Below are 20,001 nucleotides of genomic sequence, written 5' to 3'. Positions count from 1 at the left end.
CATGAAGCCGAGTTCGAGCCGCGCCTCGTCGGACATCATGTCCATGCCCCATTGCGGCTCCCAGACCAGTTCGACGTCGACATGGCGGACGCCGGGGACCGCCGTGACCGCGTCGGCGACCCAGCCCGGCATCTCGCCCGCGACCGGGCAGCCCGGAGCGGTGAGGCTCATGTTGATGCGGACGTCGCTCTCGTCGGAGATGTCGATCGTGTAGACGAGCCCGAGGTCGAAGATATTGACGGGGATCTCGGGGTCGAACACCGTGCGACAGGCTTCCACGACGTCGTCGTAGAGCGGATGGCCGGTGGTGGAAGGCCGGATGATCGGGGTCCCCTCCATCGGGGCGTCGGCTTCGGCGTTCATGGCAGCGCTCCTATTCCCGAGCGATCATATAAGGATTCGCCCCCTCCGGTAAAGGAGCCGGTGTTTGCGCTCGCGCACGCGAGCGACTAGAGGCGGGGCCATGTCTGGAATCGCGTTCGAGATCGCCGCGCGGGACGGCCGGGCCCGGACAGGCGTGCTGCGCCTGCCGCGGGGCGAGATCCGCACCCCCGCCTTCATGCCGGTCGGCACCGCCGGGACGGTCAAGGCGATGCTGCCGGAGAGCGTGCGGGCGACCGGGGCCGACATCCTGCTCGGCAACACCTATCACCTGATGCTGCGGCCCGGGGCGGAGCGGGTGGCGCGGCTGGGCGGGCTGCACCGGTTCATGAACTGGGACCGGCCGATCCTGACCGATTCCGGCGGGTTCCAGGTGATGAGCCTCGCGGACCTGCGCAAGCTGACCGAGGATGGGGTGACCTTCCGCAGCCATGTCGACGGATCGCGGCATTTCCTCAGCCCCGAGACCAGCATGGAGATCCAGCGCCTGCTCGGCTCGGACATCGTGATGTGCTTCGACGAGTGCCCGGCGCTGCCCGCAACGCAGGCCGAGGTGGCGCGGGCGATGCGGCTCTCGATGCGCTGGGCGGAGCGGTCGAAGGCGGCGTTCGGCGACCGGCCGGGGCATGCGCTCTTCGGCATCCAGCAGGGCGGCGTGACACGGGAGTTGCGCGAGGAATCGGCCGAGGCGCTGAAGGCGATCGGCTTCGACGGCTACGCGATCGGCGGGCTCGCCGTCGGCGAGGGGCAGGAGGCGATGCTCGGCGTGCTCGACCATGCGCCGGGGATGCTGCCCGACGACCGGCCGCGCTACCTGATGGGGGTGGGCAAGCCCGACGACATCGTCGGCGCGGTGCTGCGCGGGGTGGACATGTTCGACTGCGTGCTGCCGACCCGCTCGGGGCGGACGGGGCAGGCGCTGACCCGGCGCGGCGCGGTCAACCTCAAGAACGCCCGGCATGCGGACGACCCGCGGCCGCTCGACCCGGATTGCCTATGCCCCTGCTGCCGGGGCTATTCTCGGGCCTATCTGCACCATGTGTTCAAGGCGGGCGAGATCATCTCGGCGATGCTGCTGACGTGGCACAACCTCCACTACTATCAGGAACTGATGGCGGGACTGCGCGACGCCATCGCCGGCGGGCGGCTCGCGGCCTTCGCGGCGGCGTTCGAGGCGGCGCGGGCGGAGGGCGACCTCGAGCCGGCGTGACGGAGGCCGGGCCGCAGGGGGCATCGAGCCCCCTGCGGCCCGGGCGCGCGAAGGGCGCGCTGAAGGGGCGCCCGGACTCGCCGGCGGGGTCTTCGGGATCAGGCCGCCATCGAGGCGACGAAGCGCTCGAAGAGGTAGAAGCTGTCCTGCGGGCCGGGGGAGGCCTCGGGGTGGTGCTGGACGGAGAAGACCGGGCGGTCGGTCAGCGCGACGCCGCAGTTCGAGCCGTCGAAGAGCGAGACGTGGGTCTCGACCACGCCGGCGGGCAGGGTCTGGCTGTCCACGGTGAAGCCGTGGTTCATCGAGGTGATCTCGACCTTGCCGGTCGCGAGTTCCTTGACCGGATGATTCGCCCCGTGATGGCCGTGGTTCATCTTGATCGTCCGCGCGCCGACGGCGAGCGCCAGCATCTGGTGGCCGAGGCAGATGCCGAAGATCGGCATCCGGCTGCGGTCGAGCACCTCGCGGATCATCGGCACGGCGTAGAGGCCGGTCGCGGCCGGGTCGCCGGGGCCGTTCGAGAGGAACAGCCCCTCGGGCTCCAGCGCCAGCACGTCCTCGGCCGTGGCGGTGGCGGGCAGGACGGTGACGTCGCAGCCGGCGGAGGCGAGGCAGCGCAGGATGTTGCGCTTGGCGCCGTAGTCGATCGCCACCACCCGCCGGCCCGGCTCCTCGCGGCGCACATAGCCTTGGGGCCAGGCCCAGCGCATCTCGTTCCAGCGATAGCTCTGGGCGCAGGTGACGTCCCTGGCGAGGTCCATGCCGACGAGGCCCGGGAAAGCCCGCGCCCGCGCCAGCAGGTCGTCGAGGTCGAAACGGCCGTCGGGCGCATGGGCGATGGCCGCGTGCGGCGCGCCCTGGAGCCGGATCGCCCGGGTGAGCCGCCGGGTGTCGACGCCGCCGACGCCGATGCGGCCGCGCCGCGCGAGCCAGGTCGAGAGCGGCTCGGCGGCGCGCCAGTTGGCGGGCGCGGTCGGATCCCACTTCACCACCATGCCGGCGGCGACGGGGTCGGCGGCCTCCTCGTCCTCGGAGTTCACGCCGACATTGCCGATATGGGGGAAGGTGAAGGTCACCACCTGCCCGGCATAGGACGGGTCGGTCATGATCTCCTGATAGCCGGTCATCGCCGTGTTGAAGCAGAGCTCGGCCACGGCCGAGCCTTCCGCGCCGAAGCCGCGGCCGTAGAAGACCTCGCCGTCGGCGAGCACGATGCAGGCGGTTGCGCCGAGCGCGCCGTCGGGCGCGGAGGCGAGGGCGCGGTCCGAGGGGGCGCGTTCGGTCATGGCGGGAGACTCCTGGATCGGCGCGAGGCTACGCCCGATGCGCGCCGGGGTCAAGGCGGCGCGGAAAACTCAACTGTGCCAATGGTTTGGTCTCGGATTGCGTCGGGGCCGCCGCAGGCGTATAGAGGCGGCTTCCGCCGGGGTTCCGGCGCCACGCATGGGTGAGGGATGCTTCGGGAGCGGTTCTCCGCCGATCTGAAGGAGGCGATCAAGGCCAGGGAGGCGGCGCGCGTCTCGACGTTGCGGCTGATCATCGCGGCCATCAAGGATCGCGACATCGCGGCGCGGTCGGAGGAGGGGGCCGACGGGGTTCCGGATTCGGAGATCGTCGCCATCCTCGCGCGCATGATCAGGCAGCGCCAGGAGAGCGCGAAGGCCTACGAGGAAGGCGGGCGCATCGACCTCGCCGACCAGGAGCGGGTCGAGATCAAGGTCATCAAGGACTACCTGCCCCGCCAGATGAGCGACGACGAGGTGCGCGCGGCGGTGACGAAGGCGATCGCCGCGCTCGGCGCGAGTTCGATCCGCGACATGGGCAAGGTCATGGCCGAGCTGAAGGCGCGGCACACCGGCAAGATGGATTTCGCCCGCGCTTGTGCGGCGGTCAAGGAAGCCTTCGGCGGCTGATGCCGCTTCCGCTTGATCCCTTCGCCATGGCCTGCACCGCGCAGCCCCCGGCTGCGCCCATCCGATTTCTCCCGGATCGCACTTGCCGGGCGCCAGTGGCGCCCGCGCGATCCGGTCGGCACGCGCCGCAAGCGCGGGCCGAGGGGCCATCCGCTATCCCCAAGGTTGGTGTCGGCGCGCGGCTGCCCTGGCTGGCGCGGGACGCGCCTGCTCCGGACAGGGCAGTCGCGTGCCGATTTCGCCAACGGTCGAAATCGGCGGGGATAGCGGCGAGGTCCCCGCGTGGCGCCGACCGAACCGATCAAGAGGAGCCCCGCGGCCGGTCTCCGGCGTGGGTTCATGGCGCGGCGTCGCGGCGGGCGGCCTCGATGGCGCGCATGATCGCGGGGACGAGCAGGCGGGCGCCGGCGTTGTTCAGGTGGCTCTCGTCGAAATAGAGCGGCTGGTCGCCGAGGCTCTGCACGCAGCGACCGGGGACGTCGGCGTCGCAGAAGACCTCCGCCGGGCGGACGCGCCACAGGTGCGGGTCGGCGATCGCGTCGAAGGCGGCGATGATCGCGGCATTGCGGCGCGCGTAGGCCTCGGCCGGGATGGAGAGCGTCACCGGCGCGTCGCTCGCGGCGCGGCGGCGGGCGAGTTCCTCGGGGACGTTCCAGCCGGCCTCGGGGATCGGGTAGACGAGCACGACGCGCAGCCCGCGGCCGAGGAGGTCGCGGACTGCGCCCGCCATGCGCGCGACGACCGCGCGCTCGCGGGCCGCGTCGTCGGGCGGCGCGGTCCCGATCGGCGTCAGCACGTCGCCCGGGCGCGGATCGACGCCGCCGTCGAGGTTGTCGAAGGGCGCCCAGCCGATCCCGGCGGACCAGCGCGCCACGACGACGGCGACGTCGTAGTTGTCCCCGGTCACGTAGGCCTCGACGCCGCGGTTGAACGCGTCGCAGCCCGGGGAGGCGGCGTCGCCGGTGCGGGTGAGGCCGGGGACCGGCGGACAGGCGCTGCGGGTGACGGAGTAGAACGGCAGGCCCGCCGCTTGCGCCGCGGGGAACATCGCGCCCTGCAGGGCGTCGGCGTGGCTGTCGCCCCAGAAGGCGACCCTGGGGCCGTCGCCTGCGAGCAGACAGCCGGGGCGGGGATGGATCGGGTTCGCCTCGTTGAAGCCGGTCTTGCAGCGGTCGCGCCAGGGGTTCACGTCCGAGACGGTGGCGAGAATGGCGCGCACCGCCGGGGGCTGCGTCATGGCGAGGCCGTCGGTGGCCACGCCGGCGACGCCGATGGCCGCGAGGCCGGCCAGCGCCGCGGCGGCGACCGCGAGCGGCCGGCCGGGGCCGGCGGGGGCGAGGGGCCGGCCCGGGCCGGCGGGGCTGTGTCGGCGGAATGGCTGCTCGACGAAGGCCCAGGTCGGCCAGGCGAGCAGGATCGCCGAAAGGCCGAGCATGGCCATGAGCCAGAGCGGCAGGTCGTCGCCGAAGCGGATGCGGGCGAAGGCGAGGACCGGCTGGTGCCAGAGATAGGCGCTGTAGCTGACGAGGCCGATCCCGACCGGCGCGGGATGGGCGAGGAGGCGCGAGGCGATGAGCCCCGGCGCGCCGTGGCGCAGGACCAGCGCGACGCCGGCGCTGGCGAGCGCCATGGCGGGCAGGCTGGAGACGAGGCCGAGCGGGACCGCGGCCATGGCCGCGACGACGGCGACGAGCCCCGCCCCGGCGCGGAAGCCGCTGGGGGCGGCGGCGCGCGTGGCGGCCACGGCGACGCCCGCGCCGACGAGGAGCTCCCAGGCGCGGAACGGCAGCAGGAAGAACCCGGCCGAGGGATGGGTGGCGAAGGCCCATGCCGCGGCGGCGAGGCTGAGGCCGCCGGCGAGGAGGAACGGCACGGCGAGGCCGGAGCCGCGCCGCCACAGGAACGCGAGCGCGAGCGGAAACAGCAGGTAGAACTGCTCCTCGACGCCGAGGCTCCAGGTGTGCAGCAGCGGCAGGTGCTCGGCCGCGGGGCCGAAATAGTCGAGCTCCAGCCAGTAGAGCACGTTCGAGACCGAGAGCGCTGCGGCGATCGTGCCGCGGGCGAGCTCGGCGAGCTGCGGCGGCGACATCCAGGCGAGGCCGAAGGGGATGCAGGCGAGCAGGACGAAGGCGAGAGCGGGCACGATGCGCCGCGCCCGGCGCTCGTAGAAGCGGGCGATGGAGAACTCGCCGCGCTCGAGGTCGCGCAGCAGGATGCCGGTGATGAGGTAGCCGGAGATGACGAAGAAGACATCGACGCCGAGCCAGCCGCCGGAGAAGGCGGGGATGCCGGCGTGGAAGAGGATGACCGGCAGCACCGCCACGGCGCGCAGCCCGTCGACGTCGCGGCGATGCGCGAGGACGCCCGGCGCTGTCGGCCGGGCGATCGGGCCTGGGTCACAGGCGACGGTCAGGGGCTGGCTCCTCCTCTCGTATTCCGCCAGCTAGAGCGCGCGGCGCCGCGAGGCAAGGGGCCGGCGGATCGCCGCCGAGACGCTTGACGAGCGGCGGGGCGGCGGCGGAACCTCCGCGCGCCAGCGAAAGGGGACGAGATGAGGAAGCGCCGGTTCGGACGGCTCGGTGATCGCGAGGTCAGCGAGGTAACGCTGGAGAGCGCCGAGGCGGCGGTCGCGATCCTGAACTACGGTTGCGTCATCCGCGACTGGCGGGTCGACGGGGCGTCGGGGACGCTGCCGATGACGCTCGGGTTTCCGACGCTCGCCGACTACGAGACCGCGTCGCGCTCGCACGGCGCGATCGTGGGGCGGATCGCCAACCGCACCAGGGATGCGACCTTCCGGCTCGACGGCAGGGACTACGCGCTGACCCCGAACCACGGGCCCGGCGACCGCCACCACATCCACGGCGGCGCGACCGGGCTCGGGCGGCGGGTCTGGGACATGGAGACCGACGCCGCGACCGAGGCGGTTCATCTGCGCTATCTGAGCCCCGACGGCGAGGAGGGCTATCCCGGCCGGGTGGAATTCGACGTGACCTACCGGCTCGAGGGGCCGCGGCTCGTCTGCGAGATGCGGGGCCTGCCGGACCGGCCGACGCCGATCAACCTGGCGCAGCACGCCTATTTCAACCTGGGCGGCGGCGGGACGGTGCGGGACCACATGCTGTGGGTCGACGCCGCGGAGTATCTGCCGCTTGACGCCGATCTGATCCCGACCGGCGAGATCGCTTCGGTCGAGGGCACGCATCTCGACTTTCGCGAGCCGCGCACGATCGAGGAGAGCGACCCGGGCCGGGTGGGGATCGACAACAACTACGTGCTGCGGGCGGATCGCGACGCGGCGCGGCCCGCGGCCTGGGCGCGTTGTCCGCGCACGGGGCGGCGGATCGAGGTCCGCACGGACCAGCCGGGGCTCCAGATCTTCAACGCCGCGCGGATGGTGATCGCGGCGCCGGGGCATGGGGGCGAAGCGTATGGGCGGTTCGCCGGCCTGTGCTTCGAGGCGCAGCACTTCCCGGACAGCATGAACCATCCCGAGTGGCCGAGCGTGATCCGCACGCCGGAGAACCCGTACTTCCAGAGCTACGTGGTCGACATCCTGCGCGGATGATCCCGGCGGCGGGCCGAGGCCCTCAGATCGGGACGAGGGCGCCGGGGTGCTGGCAGACGCGGCCGGCGAGGGTGGCGCCGGCCTCGATCGCGGCGGCGAGCGGCGCGCCGGCGAGGCGGGCGGCGAGAAAGCCCGCGTTGAAGCTGTCGCCCGCCGCGGTGGTGTCGCGCGCCTCGACGGGCGACGGGCGGAAGGTCGTGCGGCCCTCGTGCGCGTCCCAGGCGACGACCTCGCCGGGGCCGTTCTTGACGATGACCGTCGCCGCGCCGGCCGCGCGGAAGCGGGCAAGGGTGGCGTCGGGGTCGGCGTCGCCGAAATGGGTGGCCTCGTCCTCGAAGGAGGGCAGCACGACGTCGGCTCCGGCGGCGGCGCGGTCGAGCGCCGCGCGCATCGTCGCGGCGTCGCCCCAGAGGCGCGGCCTGATGTTCGGATCGAAGGCGATGGTCGCGCCCGCCTTGCGCGCCGCGGCCAGGGCCGCGAGGAGGGCGGGGCGGTCCTCGTCGGGGACGATCGCGAGGGTGATCCCGGAGAGGAGCACCAGCGCCGCCCCGTCGAGCGCCGCGCCGAGCCGGGCGGGGTCGGCGGCGAGGAGCCGCGCCGCCGAGGCGCTGCGCCAGTAGGAAAAGCTGCGCTCGCCGTCCTTCACGTCGATCACGTAGAGGCCGACGGTCCGGTCCGGCAGGCGGGCGACGCCGCCCGTGCCGACGCCGGCATCGGCCATGAAGGCGAGCATGGCATCGGAGACGGCGTCGGTCCCGACGCAACTCACGTAGTCGACGGGCCGCCCGGCCGGCAGCAGGCGGCGCAGATACCAGGCGGTGTTGAAGGTGTCCCCGGCGAAGCCACGACGGTAGAGGCCGTCGCCGTTCGGGGCGAACTCCACCATGCATTCGCCGAGGCAGACGATTCGCCCGGTCATGGGCGCAGCTCCACCAGCATTCCGGGGTTCTCCTGTCGGATCGTTGCGAGGGTGTCGATGATGCGGCTGAGATGGGAGCGCATGTGCGCCGCGGCGCGCTCGCCGTCGTGATCGACCAGCGCGTCGAAGATGCGCAGGTGGTCCTCATAGGCGAGCCGCGCGCCGGTCGGGAGGCTGAGCCAGCGCACCCGGTCCATGTGCGCCTTGTTCTCGCGGATCAGCGTCCAGACGAAGGCGTGGCCCGAGGCGGCGCAGATCGCCTGGTGGAAGGCGTCGTCGAGGTCGTGGAAGCCGATGCGGTCGCCGGTCTCGACGGCGCGCCCCTGCGCGGCGAGATTCGCTTCCAGGGTTGCGCGGTCCGCCTCGGTCCAGCGCAGGGCCGCGCCGCGGACCGTCTCGGTCTCGAGCGCGGTGCGCACGAAGCGGGCTTGCAGCACCGCCTCCTCCGAAACCAGCGAGACGGTGGTGGCGCGCTGCGGCTGGATCTGGATGAGCCCGAGCTGGGACAGACGGTAGAAGGCGTCGCGAACCGGCTGGCGCGAGACGCCAACGCTTCGCGCCACGTCCTGCTCCGAAAGGCGCGTCCCCGGCGGCAGGTCGAGCTCCACGATGCGCCGGTAGAGCTCGTCGAAGACGAGATCCGTGGCCGTCGGCCCGCGCAGCGCGTCGATGGATCGGAAGGACGTTCCGCTCACTCTCGATCTCCCGGGTTGACCTGTGCCGACTAGCATATTAGGAGATCAGGCAACGAAACGCAACGGGAGGGAATCGATTGGAAGGATCCGCGAAAGCCGGCCTGCTCGATCCGGACCGTTTGTTTCCCTTGGGCGAGCGCGAGCGTTCGATCGCGAGGGATCTCTACGCGGAGGTCGCCAGCCTGCCGATCGTCAGCCCCCATGGGCACACCGATCCGAGCTGGTTCGCCGAGGACGCGCCGTTTCCCGATCCGGCGCAGCTCTTCGTCACGCCGGATCACTACGTCTTTCGGATGCTCTGCTCGCAGGGCGTGGCGCTCGCGGATCTCGGCGTGCCGCGCGTCGACGGCGGGCCGGTGGAGACTGACGGCCGTCGAATCTGGCGCCGCCTCGCGGAGAACTACCACCTGTTCCGCGGCACGCCGTCGCGGCTCTGGCTCGATCATACCTTCGAGACCGTGTTCGGCCTTGACCGCCGGCTCTCCGCGGCGACCGCCGATCACTACTACGATCACATCGCCGAGTGTCTCGGGCGCCCCGAATTCCGCCCCCGGGCGCTCTACGAGCGGTTCGGAATCGAGGTCATCGCCACGACCGAGAGTGCGCTCGACGATCTGCGCTGGCATCGGGAGATCCGCGCCTCGGGCTGGAAGGGACGGGTGGTGACGGCCTACCGGCCCGACGCGGTGGTCGATCCCGAGTTCGCCGGCTTCGCCGACAACGTCGAGCGGATGGGGGCGCTGGCCGGCGTCGATGCGACGACCTGGGCGGGCTATCTGGAGGCCCACCGCATCCGCCGCACCTTCTTCAAGGCCGAGGGCGGCGCGACCAGCTCCGATCACGGCCACGCCACGGCGCGGACCGAGGATCTGCCGCAGGCCGAGGCGGCGGCGCTCTTCGCGAAGGCGCTCGCGGGCAAGGCGAGCCCGGAGGAGGCCGACGCCTTCCGCGGCCACATGCTGACCGAGATGGCGCGCATGAGCCTCGAGGACGGGCTGGTGCTCCAGATCCATCCGGGGTCGCGACGCAACCATTCGCCGGAGGTGCTGGCGAAGTTCGGGCGGGACAAGGGTTTCGACATCCCCGGCCGCACCGACTACGTGGCGGCGCTGCGCCCGCTCCTCGATGCGGTCGGGATGCGGCCCGACCTGACGGTGATCCTCTTCACCCTCGACGAGACGGCCTATGCGCGCGAGCTTGCGCCGCTTGTGGGGGTCTATCCGGCGCTGCGGCTCGGGCCGGCCTGGTGGTTCCACGACAGCCCCGAGGGAATGCGCCGCTACCGCGAGATGACGACCGAGACGGCCGGCTTCTGCAACACCGTCGGCTTCAACGACGACACCCGCGCCTTCTGCTCGATTCCCGCCCGGCACGACATGGCCCGGCGGGTGGACTGCGCCTTTCTCGCCACGCTCGTCGCCACCGGCCGGCTCGCCGGGGACGAGGCGCCCGAGGTGGCGCACGATCTCGCCTACGGGCTCGCGAAGAAGGCCTACAAGCTCTGAACGACAAGGGAGGAACGACATGAAGACAACCGCAACCCTCGCCGCGCTGATGGCCGGCACGATGCTCGCGGGCGCGGCCGGCGCCTGCGAGACCACGCTGCGCTCGTCTGACACCCACCCCGACGGTTACCCGACCGTCGCGGCGGTGCAGGAGATGGGCCGCATCCTCGAGGAAAAGACCGGCGGCCGCCTGTGCATCGAGGTCTTCCACTCGGCCCAGCTCGGCGAGGAGAAGGACACGATCGAGCAGACCCGCTTCGGCGTGATCGACCTCAACCGCATCTCGATGGCGCCGTTCAACGGGCTGATCCCCGAGACCGCGATCCTGTCGCTGCCCTATCTCTTCCGCGACGTCGACCACCTGCACAACGTGCTCGACGGCCCGGTCGGCGAGCAGATCCTCGATCTCTTCACCGCCCAGGACCTGATCGCGCTCGCGTTCTACGACCCCGGCGCGCGGTCGTTCTACAACCGGACCAAGCCGATCAAGTCGATCGAGGACATGAAGGGCCTGAAGTTCCGCGTCATCCAGTCCGACGTCTTCGTCGACATGGTGGCGGCCCTCGGCGCCAACGCGGTGCCGATGCCCTATGGCGAGGTCTATTCCTCGATCGAGACCGGCGTCATCGACGGGGCGGAGAACAACTGGCCGTCCTACGAGTCATCCGGCCACTTCGAGGTGGCGAAGTACTACACCCTCGACGAGCACACGATGGTGCCCGAGGTGCTGGTGATGTCGAAGACGGCGTTCGAGAAGCTCTCGCCCGAGGATCAGGAGGCCGTGCGCGCCGCGGCGAAGGAGTCGGTTCCCTTCAACCGGGAGAAGTGGGCGGCGCGCGAGAAGGAGTCCGAGGAGAAGGTTCTCGCCGCCGGCGTCGAGGTGGTGCGCGACCTCGACAAGGCGCCGTTCCAGGCCGCCATGGCTCCGGTCTACGAGAAGTACGCCGCGACGCCCGAGATGAAGCAGCTCGTCGAGGAAATCAGGGCGACCGAGTGATCGACGGGGGGCGGGTCGCCGCCCCCTTGCCACATCGGGGGAGGGATCGATGCAGCACCGCTTGCAGGGCCTGGCGCGCGTCCTCGGGGCGCTCTCGCACGCAGCACTCTGGATCGCCAGCGTCGGCATGATCGCGATGACCGTCATCGTCGCCTGGCAGGTCTTCGCCCGCTACGTGCTGAACTCGAGCCCGAGCTGGACCGAGCCCGTGTCGGTCATGGTGATGAGCTGGTTCATCTTCCTCGGCGCCGCGGTGGGCGTGCGCGAGAACTTCCACATGGGCTTCGACGTCCTGATCCACTTCCTGCCCGGCGCGGGGCCATGGATGCGGGCGATCTCCGACCTCGCGGTGCTGGTCTTCGGCCTCGGCATGGTCGTCTACGGCCTCCAGCTCACCATCGACACCTGGACGGCGATCCTGCCGGTTCTCGGGCTGCCGGGCGGCTTCACCTACATGCCCATCGTCGGTGGCGGCGCGCTGATGACGCTCTTCGCGCTGGAGCGGGTGCTGCTGCGCGCGTCCGGCGTCGTGGTCGATCACGACCCGAACGCCGAAGAAATCGCCATGACGAGCGACTAGGGACAGACCATGGACCTCACCATCCTCTTCGGCGTCTTCACGGTGCTGATGCTGATCGGCACGCCCATCGCCTTCTGCCTCGGCATCGCCAGCTTCGCGACGATCCTCTATCTCGGCCTGCCGCCGCTCGTCGTCTTCCAGCGCGTCGCCTCCGGCGTCGGGGTGTTCACGCTGATGGCCATCCCGTTCTTCATCTTCGCCGGCGACCTGATGGTGCGGGGCGGCATCGCCAGCCGCATCGTCGCCTTCGCCGGCTCGCTCATCGGCCATGTCCGCGGCGGCCTCGGCCAGGTCAACATCGCCGCCTCCACGCTCTTCGGCGGCATCTCCGGCTCGGCGGTCGCCGAGGCGGCGGCGGTCGGCGGCATCATGATCCCGCAGATGAAGGCGCGTGGCTACGGCGCTGATTATGCGGTGAATGTCACCTCGATGGCGGCGCTGATCGCGCTCTTGCTGCCGCCGTCGCACAACATGATCATCTACTCGATCTCCGGCGGCGGGAAGATCTCCATCGCCGACCTCTTCACCGCCGGCATCATCCCCGGCCTGCTGCTCGCCCTCGCGCTGTCGGTCACCGCCTGGATCGTCGCGGTCCGCCGCGGCTATCCGACCGAGCCGTTCCCCGGCTTTCATCGCGTCGGCAGCCTCCTGCTCAACGCCGTCCCCGGCCTCCTGCTCATCGCCATCATCTTCGGGGGGGTGCGGTCCGGCATCTTCACGGCGACGGAGAGCTCCTGCGTCGCGGTCGTGTACGCCGCGCTCGTCACCTTCTTCGTCTACCGCACGCTGAGCTGGGCCGAGTTCATGCACGCCACCCGGCAGGCCGTGCGCACCACCTCCATGGTGCTGCTGATCATCGGCATGGCCGGCGCCTTCGGCTGGCTGATGGCCTACCTGAAGGTCGCGCAGCTCACCGTCGACCTGATGGGCGCGATCAGCGACGATCCGTTCACCATCCTGCTGATGATCAACATCGTCCTGCTGGTGCTCGGCACCTTCATGGACATGGCGCCGCTCATCATCATCACCACGCCGATCTTCCTGCCGGTGGTGATGAAGTTCGGCGTCGATCCGGTGCATTTCGGCGTCATCATGATCCTCAACCTCGGCATCGGGCTGAACACCCCGCCGCTCGGGCCGGTGCAGTTCGTCGCCGCCGCGGTCGGGCGGATCACGATCTGGGAAGCCATGCGGTCGATCTGGCCGTTCTACGCCGCGGGTCTCGTCGTCCTGCTGATCGTGACGTATGTACCCGCCGTCAGCCTCTGGCTGCCGTCCCTGTTCCACTGAAAGGCGTAACCCATGTCCAACCCGTCCAGCGCGTATCCGGTCGTCCCCGTCGAGGGGAAGGCCACCCGCCAGGTGCTCGTCCAGAACGAGCAGCTGATGATCGTCGAGTTCAACTTCGAGGCCGGCGGCGTCGGCGCGCTGCACAGCCACCCGCACGTCCAGTCCACCTTCGTGAAATCCGGCCGCTTCGAGTTCACCTGCGACGGCGAGACCCGGATCCTCAGCGCCGGCGACGCGCTGCTCATCCCCTCGGGCGCCGTCCACGGCTGCAAGCCGCTCGACGGGCCGGGGACGCTGGTCGACAGCTTCACTCCCCGCCGCGACGACTTCCTCTGACCTGAAGCGAGACCGCCGCCCATGCTGAACGTAGAGACCCGCCGGGCCATCGACCCCGAAGCCGCCAGGGGCTTCGACACCGAGGCCCTGCGCCGCAACTTTCACCTGGGCGGCCTCTTCCGCGACGGCGAAATCCGTCTGGTCTACAGCCACTACGACCGGATGATCGTCGGCGGCGCCGTGCCGGCCGGCGGCGAGCTGACGCTCGACCGCGTTGCCGAATGCGGCACGCCCTCGATCCTCGACCGCCGCGAGATGGCGGTGGTGAACATCGGGGGGCCGGGCCGCGTCACCGCCGGCGAGAGCTTCGAGATGGCGCGCGGCGACGTGCTCTATCTCGGCCGCGGCGCCGGGCCGGTGACCTTCGCCGGCGACGGGCGGTTCTATATCCTCTCCGCGCCGGCGCACGCGACGCACCCCGCGCGGCTGCTGAAGCTCGCCGAGGCGACGCCGGTCCGGCTCGGCTCGGCCGAGACTTCGAACCTGCGCACGATCTTCCAGTTCGTGCACCCCGACGTGATGCCCTCCTGCCAGCTCGTCGTCGGCTACACCCGCCTCGAGCCCGGCTCGGTCTGGAACACCATGCCCGCCCATGTCCACGACCGGCGGATGGAGGCCTATCTCTATTTCGATCTCGCGCCCGAGGCGCGGGTGATGCACCTGATGGGCGAACCCTCCGAGACCCGCCCGATCATCGTCGCCAACGAGGAGGGCGCGCTGTCGCCGCCCTGGTCGATCCATTGCGGGGCGGGCACTTCCAACTACACCTTCATCTGGGCGATGGCCGGCGACAACGTCGACTACAAGGACGTCGAGGTCGTCTCGATGGCCGACCTGCGATGACGGATCCGTTCCGCCTCGACGGCAGGCGCGCCCTCGTCACGGGAGCCAACACCGGGATCGGGCAGGCGATCGCGCTCGGGTTCGCCCGCGCCGGAGCCGAAGTCGTGGTCGCCGGGCGGTCCTCGGTCGACCAGACGCTCGGTCTGATCGCGGCGGAGGGGCTGGCCGGCGTGGGCTTCACGCTCGCGCTCGACGACCCGATGGCGGCCGCCGCCCGGCTGGCCGAGGCGGGGCCGCTCGACATCCTCGTCAACAACGCCGGGATCATCCGCCGCGCCGACTCGGTCGATTTCTCCGAAGCCGACTGGGACGACGTCATCGACGTGAACCTCAAGGCGGCGTTCTTCCTGAGCCAGGCGTTCGCGCGGGGGGCCTTCGCCCGGGGCGCGGGCGGCGCCATCGTCAACATCGCCTCGCTGCTCAGCTTTCAGGGCGGGATCCGGGTGCCGTCCTACACCGCCTCGAAGCACGGGATCGCCGGGCTGACCAGGCTCCTCGCCAACGAATGGGCGGCGCGGGGCATCAACGTCAACGCCGTCGCCCCGGGCTACATCGCGACCAACAACACCGAGGCGCTGCGGGCCGACCCGGTCCGTGACAAGGCGATCCTCGACCGCATCCCCGCAGGCCGCTGGGGGGAAGCCTCGGACATCGCCGGGACGGCGGTGTTCCTCGCCTCGCCCGCAGCGCGCTACATCCATGGAGCGATCCTCAATGTCGACGGCGGCTGGCTCGCCCGCTGATCTGCCGCTGCTCGCGCCCCCGCCGGGGGAGCGGCCGGAGGTCGGCGTCGTGCATCTCGGGCTCGGCGCGTTCTTTCGCGCGCACGGCGCCATCTATTTCGAGGAGGCGATGGCGGCCTCGGGCGGGGCCTGGGGCGTCGTCGGCGTCAGCCTCGTCCGCCCCGACCAGCGCGACCGGCTGGAGCCGCAGGGCTGCGCCTACACCGCGGTCGAACTCGGCCCCGAGGGCGAGACGAACCGCGTCGTCGGCGTGGTCCGCGAGGTTCTGGTGGCGCGCGAGGACCCCGAGGCGGTTCTGGCGCGCATGGCCGATCCGGCGGTGCGCATCGTGACGCTGACCGTGACCGAGAAGGGCTATTGCCACGAGCCTTCGACCGGGGCGCTGAACCATGCGCACCCGGACATCGTCCACGACCTCGCGCATCCGGAGGCCCCGGTCTCCGCCCCCGGCTTTCTCGTGCGCGCGCTGGCGCGGCGGCGGGCGGCGGGGGCGCGGCCCTTCACCGTGCTCTGCTGCGACAACCTTCCCGAGAACGGCCGTGTGGTGCGCGGCGTCGTCCTGGAGCTGGCGCGCGCCGTCGAGCCGGCGCTCGCCGACTGGATCGCGGCGCAAGGCGCCTTCCCCTCGACCATGGTCGACCGCATCGTGCCCGCGACCCGGGACGAGGACATTGCCCGGCTCGCCGAGCGGACCGGCGTGCTCGACCGCGCCCCGGTCATGCACGAGCCGTTCCGGCAGTGGGTGGTCGAGGACAGTTTCGTCGACGGCGCCCGGCCCGACCTCGGCGCGGTGGGGGTGGAACTCGTCGCGGACGTGACGCCCTACGAGCACCAGAAGCTCCGCATGTTGAACGGCACCCATTCCGCGCTCGCCTATCTCGGCTATCTCGCCGGGCACGAGACCATCGCCGCGACGGTGGCCGATCCGGTCTTCGCGCGCTTCGTCAAGCGGTTGTGGGCGGCGGAGATTATCCCGGCACTGACTCCGCCGCCCGGGGTCGATCTCGGGGCCTATGCGGCGGCGCTCTTCGACCGCTACGCCAACCCGGGCATCCGCCACCGCACCTGGCAGATCGCCATGGACGGCAGCCAGAAGCTGCCGCAGCGCATTCTCGGGACAATCGCCGAGAACCTCGCCGCCGGGCGGCCGACGCCCGGGCTCGTGCTCGCGGTCGCGGCCTGGATGCGCTATGTCGGCGGCGTCGACGAGACGGGCGCGGCGATCGACGTGAAGGATCCGCTCGCCGGGCGGTTGCGCGCGCTTTCGGACGGCGCCGCCGGCGCGGAGGGCAAGGTGGCGGCGCTTCTCGGCGTCCGCGAGGTGTTCGCGCCGGCGCTGGCCGCGGAGCCGTCCTTTCGCGCCGCGCTGACGCAGGCCTATGACGCGCTGCTCGTCAAGGGTGCCCGGGCCGCCGCCGAGGGGGTGGTCGGGTAGCTTTTCCGGGCGTATCCGGATGGATGCGGTTCGCGCGGTGTGGGTCGCCGGAGTTGATCCGCGCCATGAACAGCAGGCCGGCGAGCCCGGCGGGCGCGCCCGAGAGCGTGTAGATCGCCCGGCGCTGCCGCTCCACCCGGATGCCCGCCGCCCGCGCCGCGGCCTCGCTGTCGCCGATCCCCAGCCCGATCTCCGCCACCGGCTCGGCGAACACCGCCCCGGTAGGCCGGAACATGGAGCCGCGGGGACAGGACCATCCGGTGCGCCGGCTGCCCGGGTTCCTGCGCTCGGCGCACAGGGCGGGGGCGCTCGACGTCGCGTTCAAGCGCATGGGGGACATGGTTCTGGAGGACATGGCGCTCATCGACGGCGGCCTGCCGCCGCTCCGGGGCAAGCGGGCGGAGCGCGAGACGGTGTCGCGGATGCGGTCGCGGCCGGTCACGACGAACTGAGGTCCGGCGGCGGGTCGGGGGGTTCATACCGGCGAGTCTACGAGGCCACCCGGCGCAACACGGGCTAACACGCGTGATAGGTTGGGTAACTATCTGAGTATACACGATAAAAATGCCAAATGCAAAAAAAGGGCCGCGAGTCGTTTCATGAGCCCGCCGGTATCATCATACCGTCTCCGGCTGATCCCTTCGGCATGGCCTGCCCCGCGCAGCCCCCCGGCTGCGCCGATCCGATTTCTCCCCGGATCGCACGTGCCGGTCGCCAGTGGCGCCCGCGCGATCCGGTCGGCACGCGCCGCAAGCGCGGGCCGAGAGGCCATCCGGTATCCCCAAGGCTCGCATCGGCGCGCGCCTGCCCCGGACAGGGCAGTCGCGTGCCGATTTCGCCAACGGTCGAAATCGGCGGGGATATCGGCGAGGTCTCCGCAACGCATCGACCGAACCGATCAACCGGAGCCCGTATCAGTTTCCACCGGCTTCGCCGACCCTGACCGATGAGCCGGCGGCCGCAGTTCCATTCAGACCTTCCAGAAGACGAAGGCGCCCCAGAGGACGGCGAGCGCGAGGCCGCCCCAGACCGGGGTGGAGAAGAAGAACAGCCAGCCGAGAAAGATCCAGGCGGCGCCGAGGAGCGCGATGAAGAGGCGGTCGCCGCGGGTGGTGTCGAGGCCGAGCACGCCGTGGCGCGGGGCCCCGCCCGGGTTGCGCCATTCGAGGGCGCCCATCAGCGCGATCAGGGCGAACACGCCGACGAAGAAGGCGACCGTCGCCGGCGTCCAGGCCATCCAGAACCCGTCGAAGAGCGGCCGGGTCCAGAACGGCGGCTCCGGCTGCGCCGCGCCGACATTGCCCCAGCCGGCCTTGGCCTGGGCGAGCGCCGGCCCGGGAAGGAGAACCGCGGCGGCGGCGAGGGGGGCGCGCATCACACCCGCCCCAGGGCGAAGCCCTTGGCGATGTAGTTGCGCACGAACCAGATGACGATGGCGCCGGGGATGATCGTCAGCACCCCCGCCGCGGCGAGGAGGCCGAGTTCGTAGCCGGAGGTGGAGGCGGTGCGGGTCATCACCGCGGCGATGGGCTTGGCCTGCACCGAGGTCAGCGTCTTGGAGAGCAGCATCTCCACCCAGGAGAACATGAAGCAGAAGAACGCCGCGACGCCGATCCCGGCCTTGATGTTCGGAATGAAGATGGTGAGGAAGAAGCGCGGGAAGGCGTAGCCGTCGACATAGGCGGTCTCGTCGAGCTCCTTGGGCACGCCGGACATGAAGCCCTCGAGGATCCAGACCGCCAGCGGGATGTTGAAGAGGCAGTGCGCCAGCGCCACGCCGAGATGCGTGTCGAAGAGCCCGATCGCGTAGTAGAGTTGCAGGAACGGCAGGGCGAACACGGCCGCCGGGGCCATGCGGTTGGTGAAGAGCCAGAAGAACAGGTGCTTGTCGCCGAGGAAGCGGTAGCGCGAGAAGGCGTAGGCCGCCGGCAGCGCCGCGACGACCGAGATCGCCGTGTTGATCGTGACGTAGCTGATCGAGTTGATGTAGCCCGAGTACCAGGTCGGGTCGGTGAAGATCGTGCGATAGCTCGCGGTGGTCCAGACCTGCGGCCACGGCGAGAAGCCCGACAGGATCTCGTTCGTCGTCTTGAACGACATGATGACGAGCCAGTAGATCGGCAGCATCAGGAACAGGATGTAGACGGTCACGGCGATCGCGCGGAGCTTCATCGCGGGGCCTCAGCTCGGCTCGTCCTTCGTCATCACGGCATAGAAGATCCATGAGACGAGGAGGGTGATCAGGAAGTAGATGAGCGACATCGCCGCCGCCCGTCCGAGGTCGAACTGGCCGAGCGCGATCTTGACGAGGTCGATCGAGAGCAGCGTCGTCGAGTTGCCCGGGCCGCCGCCGGTCAGCACCGAAACCTCGGTGTAGATGTTGAACGAGTCCATGAAGCGCAGGAGGATCGCGATGGTCAGCACCCGCTTCATCTTCGGCAGCTGGATGTAGCGGAACACCGCCCAGGGGCGGGCGCCGTCGATCTTGGCGGCCTGATAGTAGGCGTCGGGAATCGAGACGAGGCCGGCATAGGCGAGGAGGACGACGAGGCTCGTCCAGTGCCAGACGTCCATCAGGACGATGGTGAACCAGGCGGCGAGCGGGTTCTGGGTGTAGTTGTAGGGGATGCCGAGCCAGTTGTTCAGCGCGTAGCCGAGGAGCCCGATGTCGGGGAGCGCGAAGATGTTCCACATCGCCCCGACGACGTTCCACGGGATCAGCAGCGGCAGCGCCATCAGGACGAGGCAGACGGAGACCCAGGGCCCCGAGCGCGGCATGGCGAGCGCGATGGCGACGCCGAGCGGCACCTCGATCAGCAGGATCAGCCCGGTGAAGAGGAGCTGGCGCCCGAGTGCGGCGTGGAACCGCGGCGAGGTCATCACGTCCTCGAACCAGCGCAGGCCCGACCAGAAGAACACGTTGTTCCCGAAGGTTTCCTGCACCGAGTAGTTCACCACCGTCATCAGCGGCACGAGCGCGTTGAAGGCGACGAGGAGCAGCACGGGCAGGACGAACCACCAGGCGTGCTGGTTGACGGTCCTCATGGCCTGTCTCCCGCGAGCCAGCCGTCGACGTAGAGCCGGGTCTGGTCGGGCCGGAAGGCGAGCCGGGTCGGCCCCGGCGCGACGGCGCTGTCTTCATCGACGATGGCGTTGACGCGCACGTCGGCCGCCGTCGCCTCGACGATGCGGCGGCGGCCGACGTCCGCGACGCGCAGGATCTCGGCCGGGACGCCCGTGTCGCCGACGGCGACGAACTCGGGACGGACGCCGATCTCGACGCGGCCGGCGGGCCGGCCCTCGACGCGGTTGGCGGTGGCGACGGGCACGCCCGCGAAGCGCGCCGCGCCGTCCTCGACCGTGCAGGGCAGGACGTTCATGCCGGGCGAGCCGATGAAATGGCCGACGAAGGTGTGGGCCGGTCGCTCGAACAGGTCGACCGGGGTGCCGACCTGCACCACCTCGCCGTCCTGCATGACGACGACCTGATCGGCGAAGGTCAGCGCCTCGGTCTGGTCGTGGGTGACGTAGATCATCGTCGCGCCGACGCGCTGGTGCAGCTCCTTGAGCTTGGAGCGGAGCTGCC

At 70.8% G+C, this 20,001-nt stretch carries 21 protein-coding genes and 1 pseudogene; 12 read left to right on the top strand and 10 right to left on the bottom strand.

Features of this window, described 5'->3' with window-relative positions; translation table 11 throughout:
• Positions 1-363 (bottom strand): SUF system Fe-S cluster assembly protein (locus tag KBA23_RS10480; RefSeq protein ID WP_290740432.1); only part of this gene is annotated, 363 nt, incomplete at its 3' end.
• A 100-nt stretch (positions 364-463) separates the two neighbouring features.
• On the opposite strand from KBA23_RS10480, the gene tgt reads away from it, so the two are divergent.
• The gene (tgt, locus tag KBA23_RS10475; RefSeq protein ID WP_290740429.1) at positions 464-1,591 is read left to right on the top strand and encodes a tRNA guanosine(34) transglycosylase Tgt; all 1,128 of its coding nucleotides are present in this window, start codon (positions 464-466) and stop codon (positions 1,589-1,591) included.
• A gap of 98 nt (positions 1,592-1,689) precedes the next feature.
• Here the strand turns inward: tgt and carA are convergent, their stop codons facing one another.
• A complete protein-coding gene (carA, locus tag KBA23_RS10470) occupies positions 1,690-2,877 on the bottom strand; it encodes a glutamine-hydrolyzing carbamoyl-phosphate synthase small subunit (RefSeq protein ID WP_290740426.1) in 1,188 nt (395 codons plus the stop codon).
• 168 nt (positions 2,878-3,045) lie between these two features.
• On the opposite strand from carA, the gene KBA23_RS10465 reads away from it, so the two are divergent.
• Positions 3,046-3,504 carry a GatB/YqeY domain-containing protein gene (locus KBA23_RS10465; protein ID WP_290740423.1) on the top strand — a complete coding sequence of 153 codons (459 nt, stop codon included), beginning with the start codon at positions 3,046-3,048 and terminating at the stop codon, positions 3,502-3,504.
• Between the two features lie 337 nt (positions 3,505-3,841).
• Here the strand turns inward: KBA23_RS10465 and KBA23_RS10460 are convergent, their stop codons facing one another.
• Positions 3,842-5,836: an acyltransferase family protein gene (locus KBA23_RS10460; RefSeq protein ID WP_366935307.1), complete on the bottom strand. Its 1,995-nt coding sequence runs from the start codon at positions 5,834-5,836 to the stop codon at positions 3,842-3,844.
• Positions 5,837-6,055: 219 nt separating this feature from the next.
• On the opposite strand from KBA23_RS10460, the gene KBA23_RS10455 reads away from it, so the two are divergent.
• Positions 6,056-7,072 carry an aldose epimerase family protein gene (locus tag KBA23_RS10455; protein ID WP_290740420.1) on the top strand — a complete coding sequence of 339 codons (1,017 nt, stop codon included), beginning with the start codon at positions 6,056-6,058 and terminating at the stop codon, positions 7,070-7,072.
• Positions 7,073-7,094: 22 nt separating this feature from the next.
• On the opposite strand, the gene KBA23_RS10450 is transcribed toward KBA23_RS10455, so the two are convergent.
• Together KBA23_RS10450 and KBA23_RS10445 are read right to left on the bottom strand one after the other, a co-directional pair.
• Positions 7,095-7,991, bottom strand: coding sequence for a sugar kinase (locus tag KBA23_RS10450; protein WP_290740417.1), 897 nt, complete (start codon positions 7,989-7,991; stop codon positions 7,095-7,097).
• Complete coding sequence (locus KBA23_RS10445; protein WP_290740414.1) at positions 7,988-8,686, bottom strand: GntR family transcriptional regulator; 699 nt, start codon at positions 8,684-8,686, stop codon at positions 7,988-7,990. The genes KBA23_RS10450 and KBA23_RS10445 overlap by 4 nt, the downstream gene beginning before the upstream one ends.
• A 77-nt stretch (positions 8,687-8,763) precedes the next feature.
• Between KBA23_RS10445 and uxaC the strand changes: the two genes are divergently transcribed.
• From uxaC to KBA23_RS10405, 8 genes are read left to right on the top strand one after another with little or no spacing between them, the layout of a single operon-like run.
• Entirely contained in the window at positions 8,764-10,191 is a 1,428-nt protein-coding gene (gene uxaC / locus KBA23_RS10440) for a glucuronate isomerase (protein WP_290740411.1), read from the top strand.
• 49 nt (positions 10,192-10,240) lie between these two features.
• Positions 10,241-11,188, top strand: coding sequence for a TRAP transporter substrate-binding protein (locus KBA23_RS10435; protein WP_290740437.1), 948 nt, complete (start codon positions 10,241-10,243; stop codon positions 11,186-11,188).
• A gap of 49 nt (positions 11,189-11,237) precedes the next feature.
• On the top strand, positions 11,238-11,768 hold the full coding sequence (locus tag KBA23_RS10430) for a TRAP transporter small permease (RefSeq protein WP_290740408.1): 531 nt from the start codon (positions 11,238-11,240) through the stop codon (positions 11,766-11,768).
• 9 nt (positions 11,769-11,777) lie between these two features.
• On the top strand, positions 11,778-13,058 hold the full coding sequence (locus KBA23_RS10425; RefSeq protein WP_290740405.1) for a TRAP transporter large permease: 1,281 nt from the start codon (positions 11,778-11,780) through the stop codon (positions 13,056-13,058).
• 12 nt (positions 13,059-13,070) lie between these two features.
• A complete protein-coding gene (locus KBA23_RS10420; protein WP_290740402.1) occupies positions 13,071-13,394 on the top strand; it encodes a cupin domain-containing protein in 324 nt (107 codons plus the stop codon).
• Between the two features lie 21 nt (positions 13,395-13,415).
• Positions 13,416-14,237 (top strand): 5-dehydro-4-deoxy-D-glucuronate isomerase, encoded by an 822-nt coding sequence (gene kduI, locus KBA23_RS10415; protein WP_290740399.1) that lies wholly within the window; start codon positions 13,416-13,418, stop codon positions 14,235-14,237.
• A complete protein-coding gene (gene kduD / locus KBA23_RS10410) occupies positions 14,234-14,980 on the top strand; it encodes a 2-dehydro-3-deoxy-D-gluconate 5-dehydrogenase KduD (protein ID WP_290740397.1) in 747 nt (248 codons plus the stop codon). The genes kduI and kduD overlap by 4 nt, the downstream gene beginning before the upstream one ends.
• Positions 14,952-16,415, top strand: coding sequence for a mannitol dehydrogenase family protein (locus KBA23_RS10405; protein WP_290740395.1), 1,464 nt, complete (start codon positions 14,952-14,954; stop codon positions 16,413-16,415). Before kduD ends, KBA23_RS10405 begins: the two co-directional genes overlap by 29 nt.
• On the opposite strand, the gene KBA23_RS10400 is transcribed toward KBA23_RS10405, so the two are convergent.
• Positions 16,375-16,650 carry a hypothetical protein gene (locus KBA23_RS10400; protein WP_290740392.1) on the bottom strand — a complete coding sequence of 92 codons (276 nt, stop codon included), beginning with the start codon at positions 16,648-16,650 and terminating at the stop codon, positions 16,375-16,377. The genes KBA23_RS10405 and KBA23_RS10400 overlap by 41 nt on opposite strands.
• Here KBA23_RS10400 and KBA23_RS10395 point away from each other — a divergent pair.
• Positions 16,649-16,867: a hypothetical protein gene (locus KBA23_RS10395; RefSeq protein ID WP_290740390.1), complete on the top strand. Its 219-nt coding sequence runs from the start codon at positions 16,649-16,651 to the stop codon at positions 16,865-16,867. The genes KBA23_RS10400 and KBA23_RS10395 overlap by 2 nt on opposite strands.
• A 518-nt stretch (positions 16,868-17,385) precedes the next feature.
• Here the strand turns inward: KBA23_RS10395 and KBA23_RS10390 are convergent.
• From KBA23_RS10390 to KBA23_RS10375, 4 genes and pseudogenes are all read right to left on the bottom strand, one after another.
• On the bottom strand, positions 17,386-17,790 hold the full coding sequence (locus KBA23_RS10390; protein ID WP_290740388.1) for a DUF2160 domain-containing protein: 405 nt from the start codon (positions 17,788-17,790) through the stop codon (positions 17,386-17,388).
• Positions 17,790-18,587 (bottom strand): carbohydrate ABC transporter permease, encoded by a 798-nt coding sequence (locus KBA23_RS10385; protein WP_290740385.1) that lies wholly within the window; start codon positions 18,585-18,587, stop codon positions 17,790-17,792. Before KBA23_RS10385 ends, KBA23_RS10390 begins: the two co-directional genes overlap by 1 nt.
• Before the next feature lie 9 nt (positions 18,588-18,596).
• The gene (locus KBA23_RS10380) at positions 18,597-19,460 is read right to left on the bottom strand and encodes a carbohydrate ABC transporter permease (protein ID WP_290740383.1); all 864 of its coding nucleotides are present in this window, start codon (positions 19,458-19,460) and stop codon (positions 18,597-18,599) included.
• Positions 19,457-20,001 (bottom strand): annotated as a pseudogene (locus tag KBA23_RS10375) (ABC transporter ATP-binding protein); the annotation flags it as partial. The gene KBA23_RS10380 and the pseudogene KBA23_RS10375, both read right to left, overlap by 4 nt.

Source organism: Amaricoccus sp., assembly GCF_017995835.1.
Taxonomy (GTDB): domain Bacteria; phylum Pseudomonadota; class Alphaproteobacteria; order Rhodobacterales; family Rhodobacteraceae; genus Amaricoccus.
This window is presented reverse-complemented; position numbering and strand designations above follow the sequence as displayed.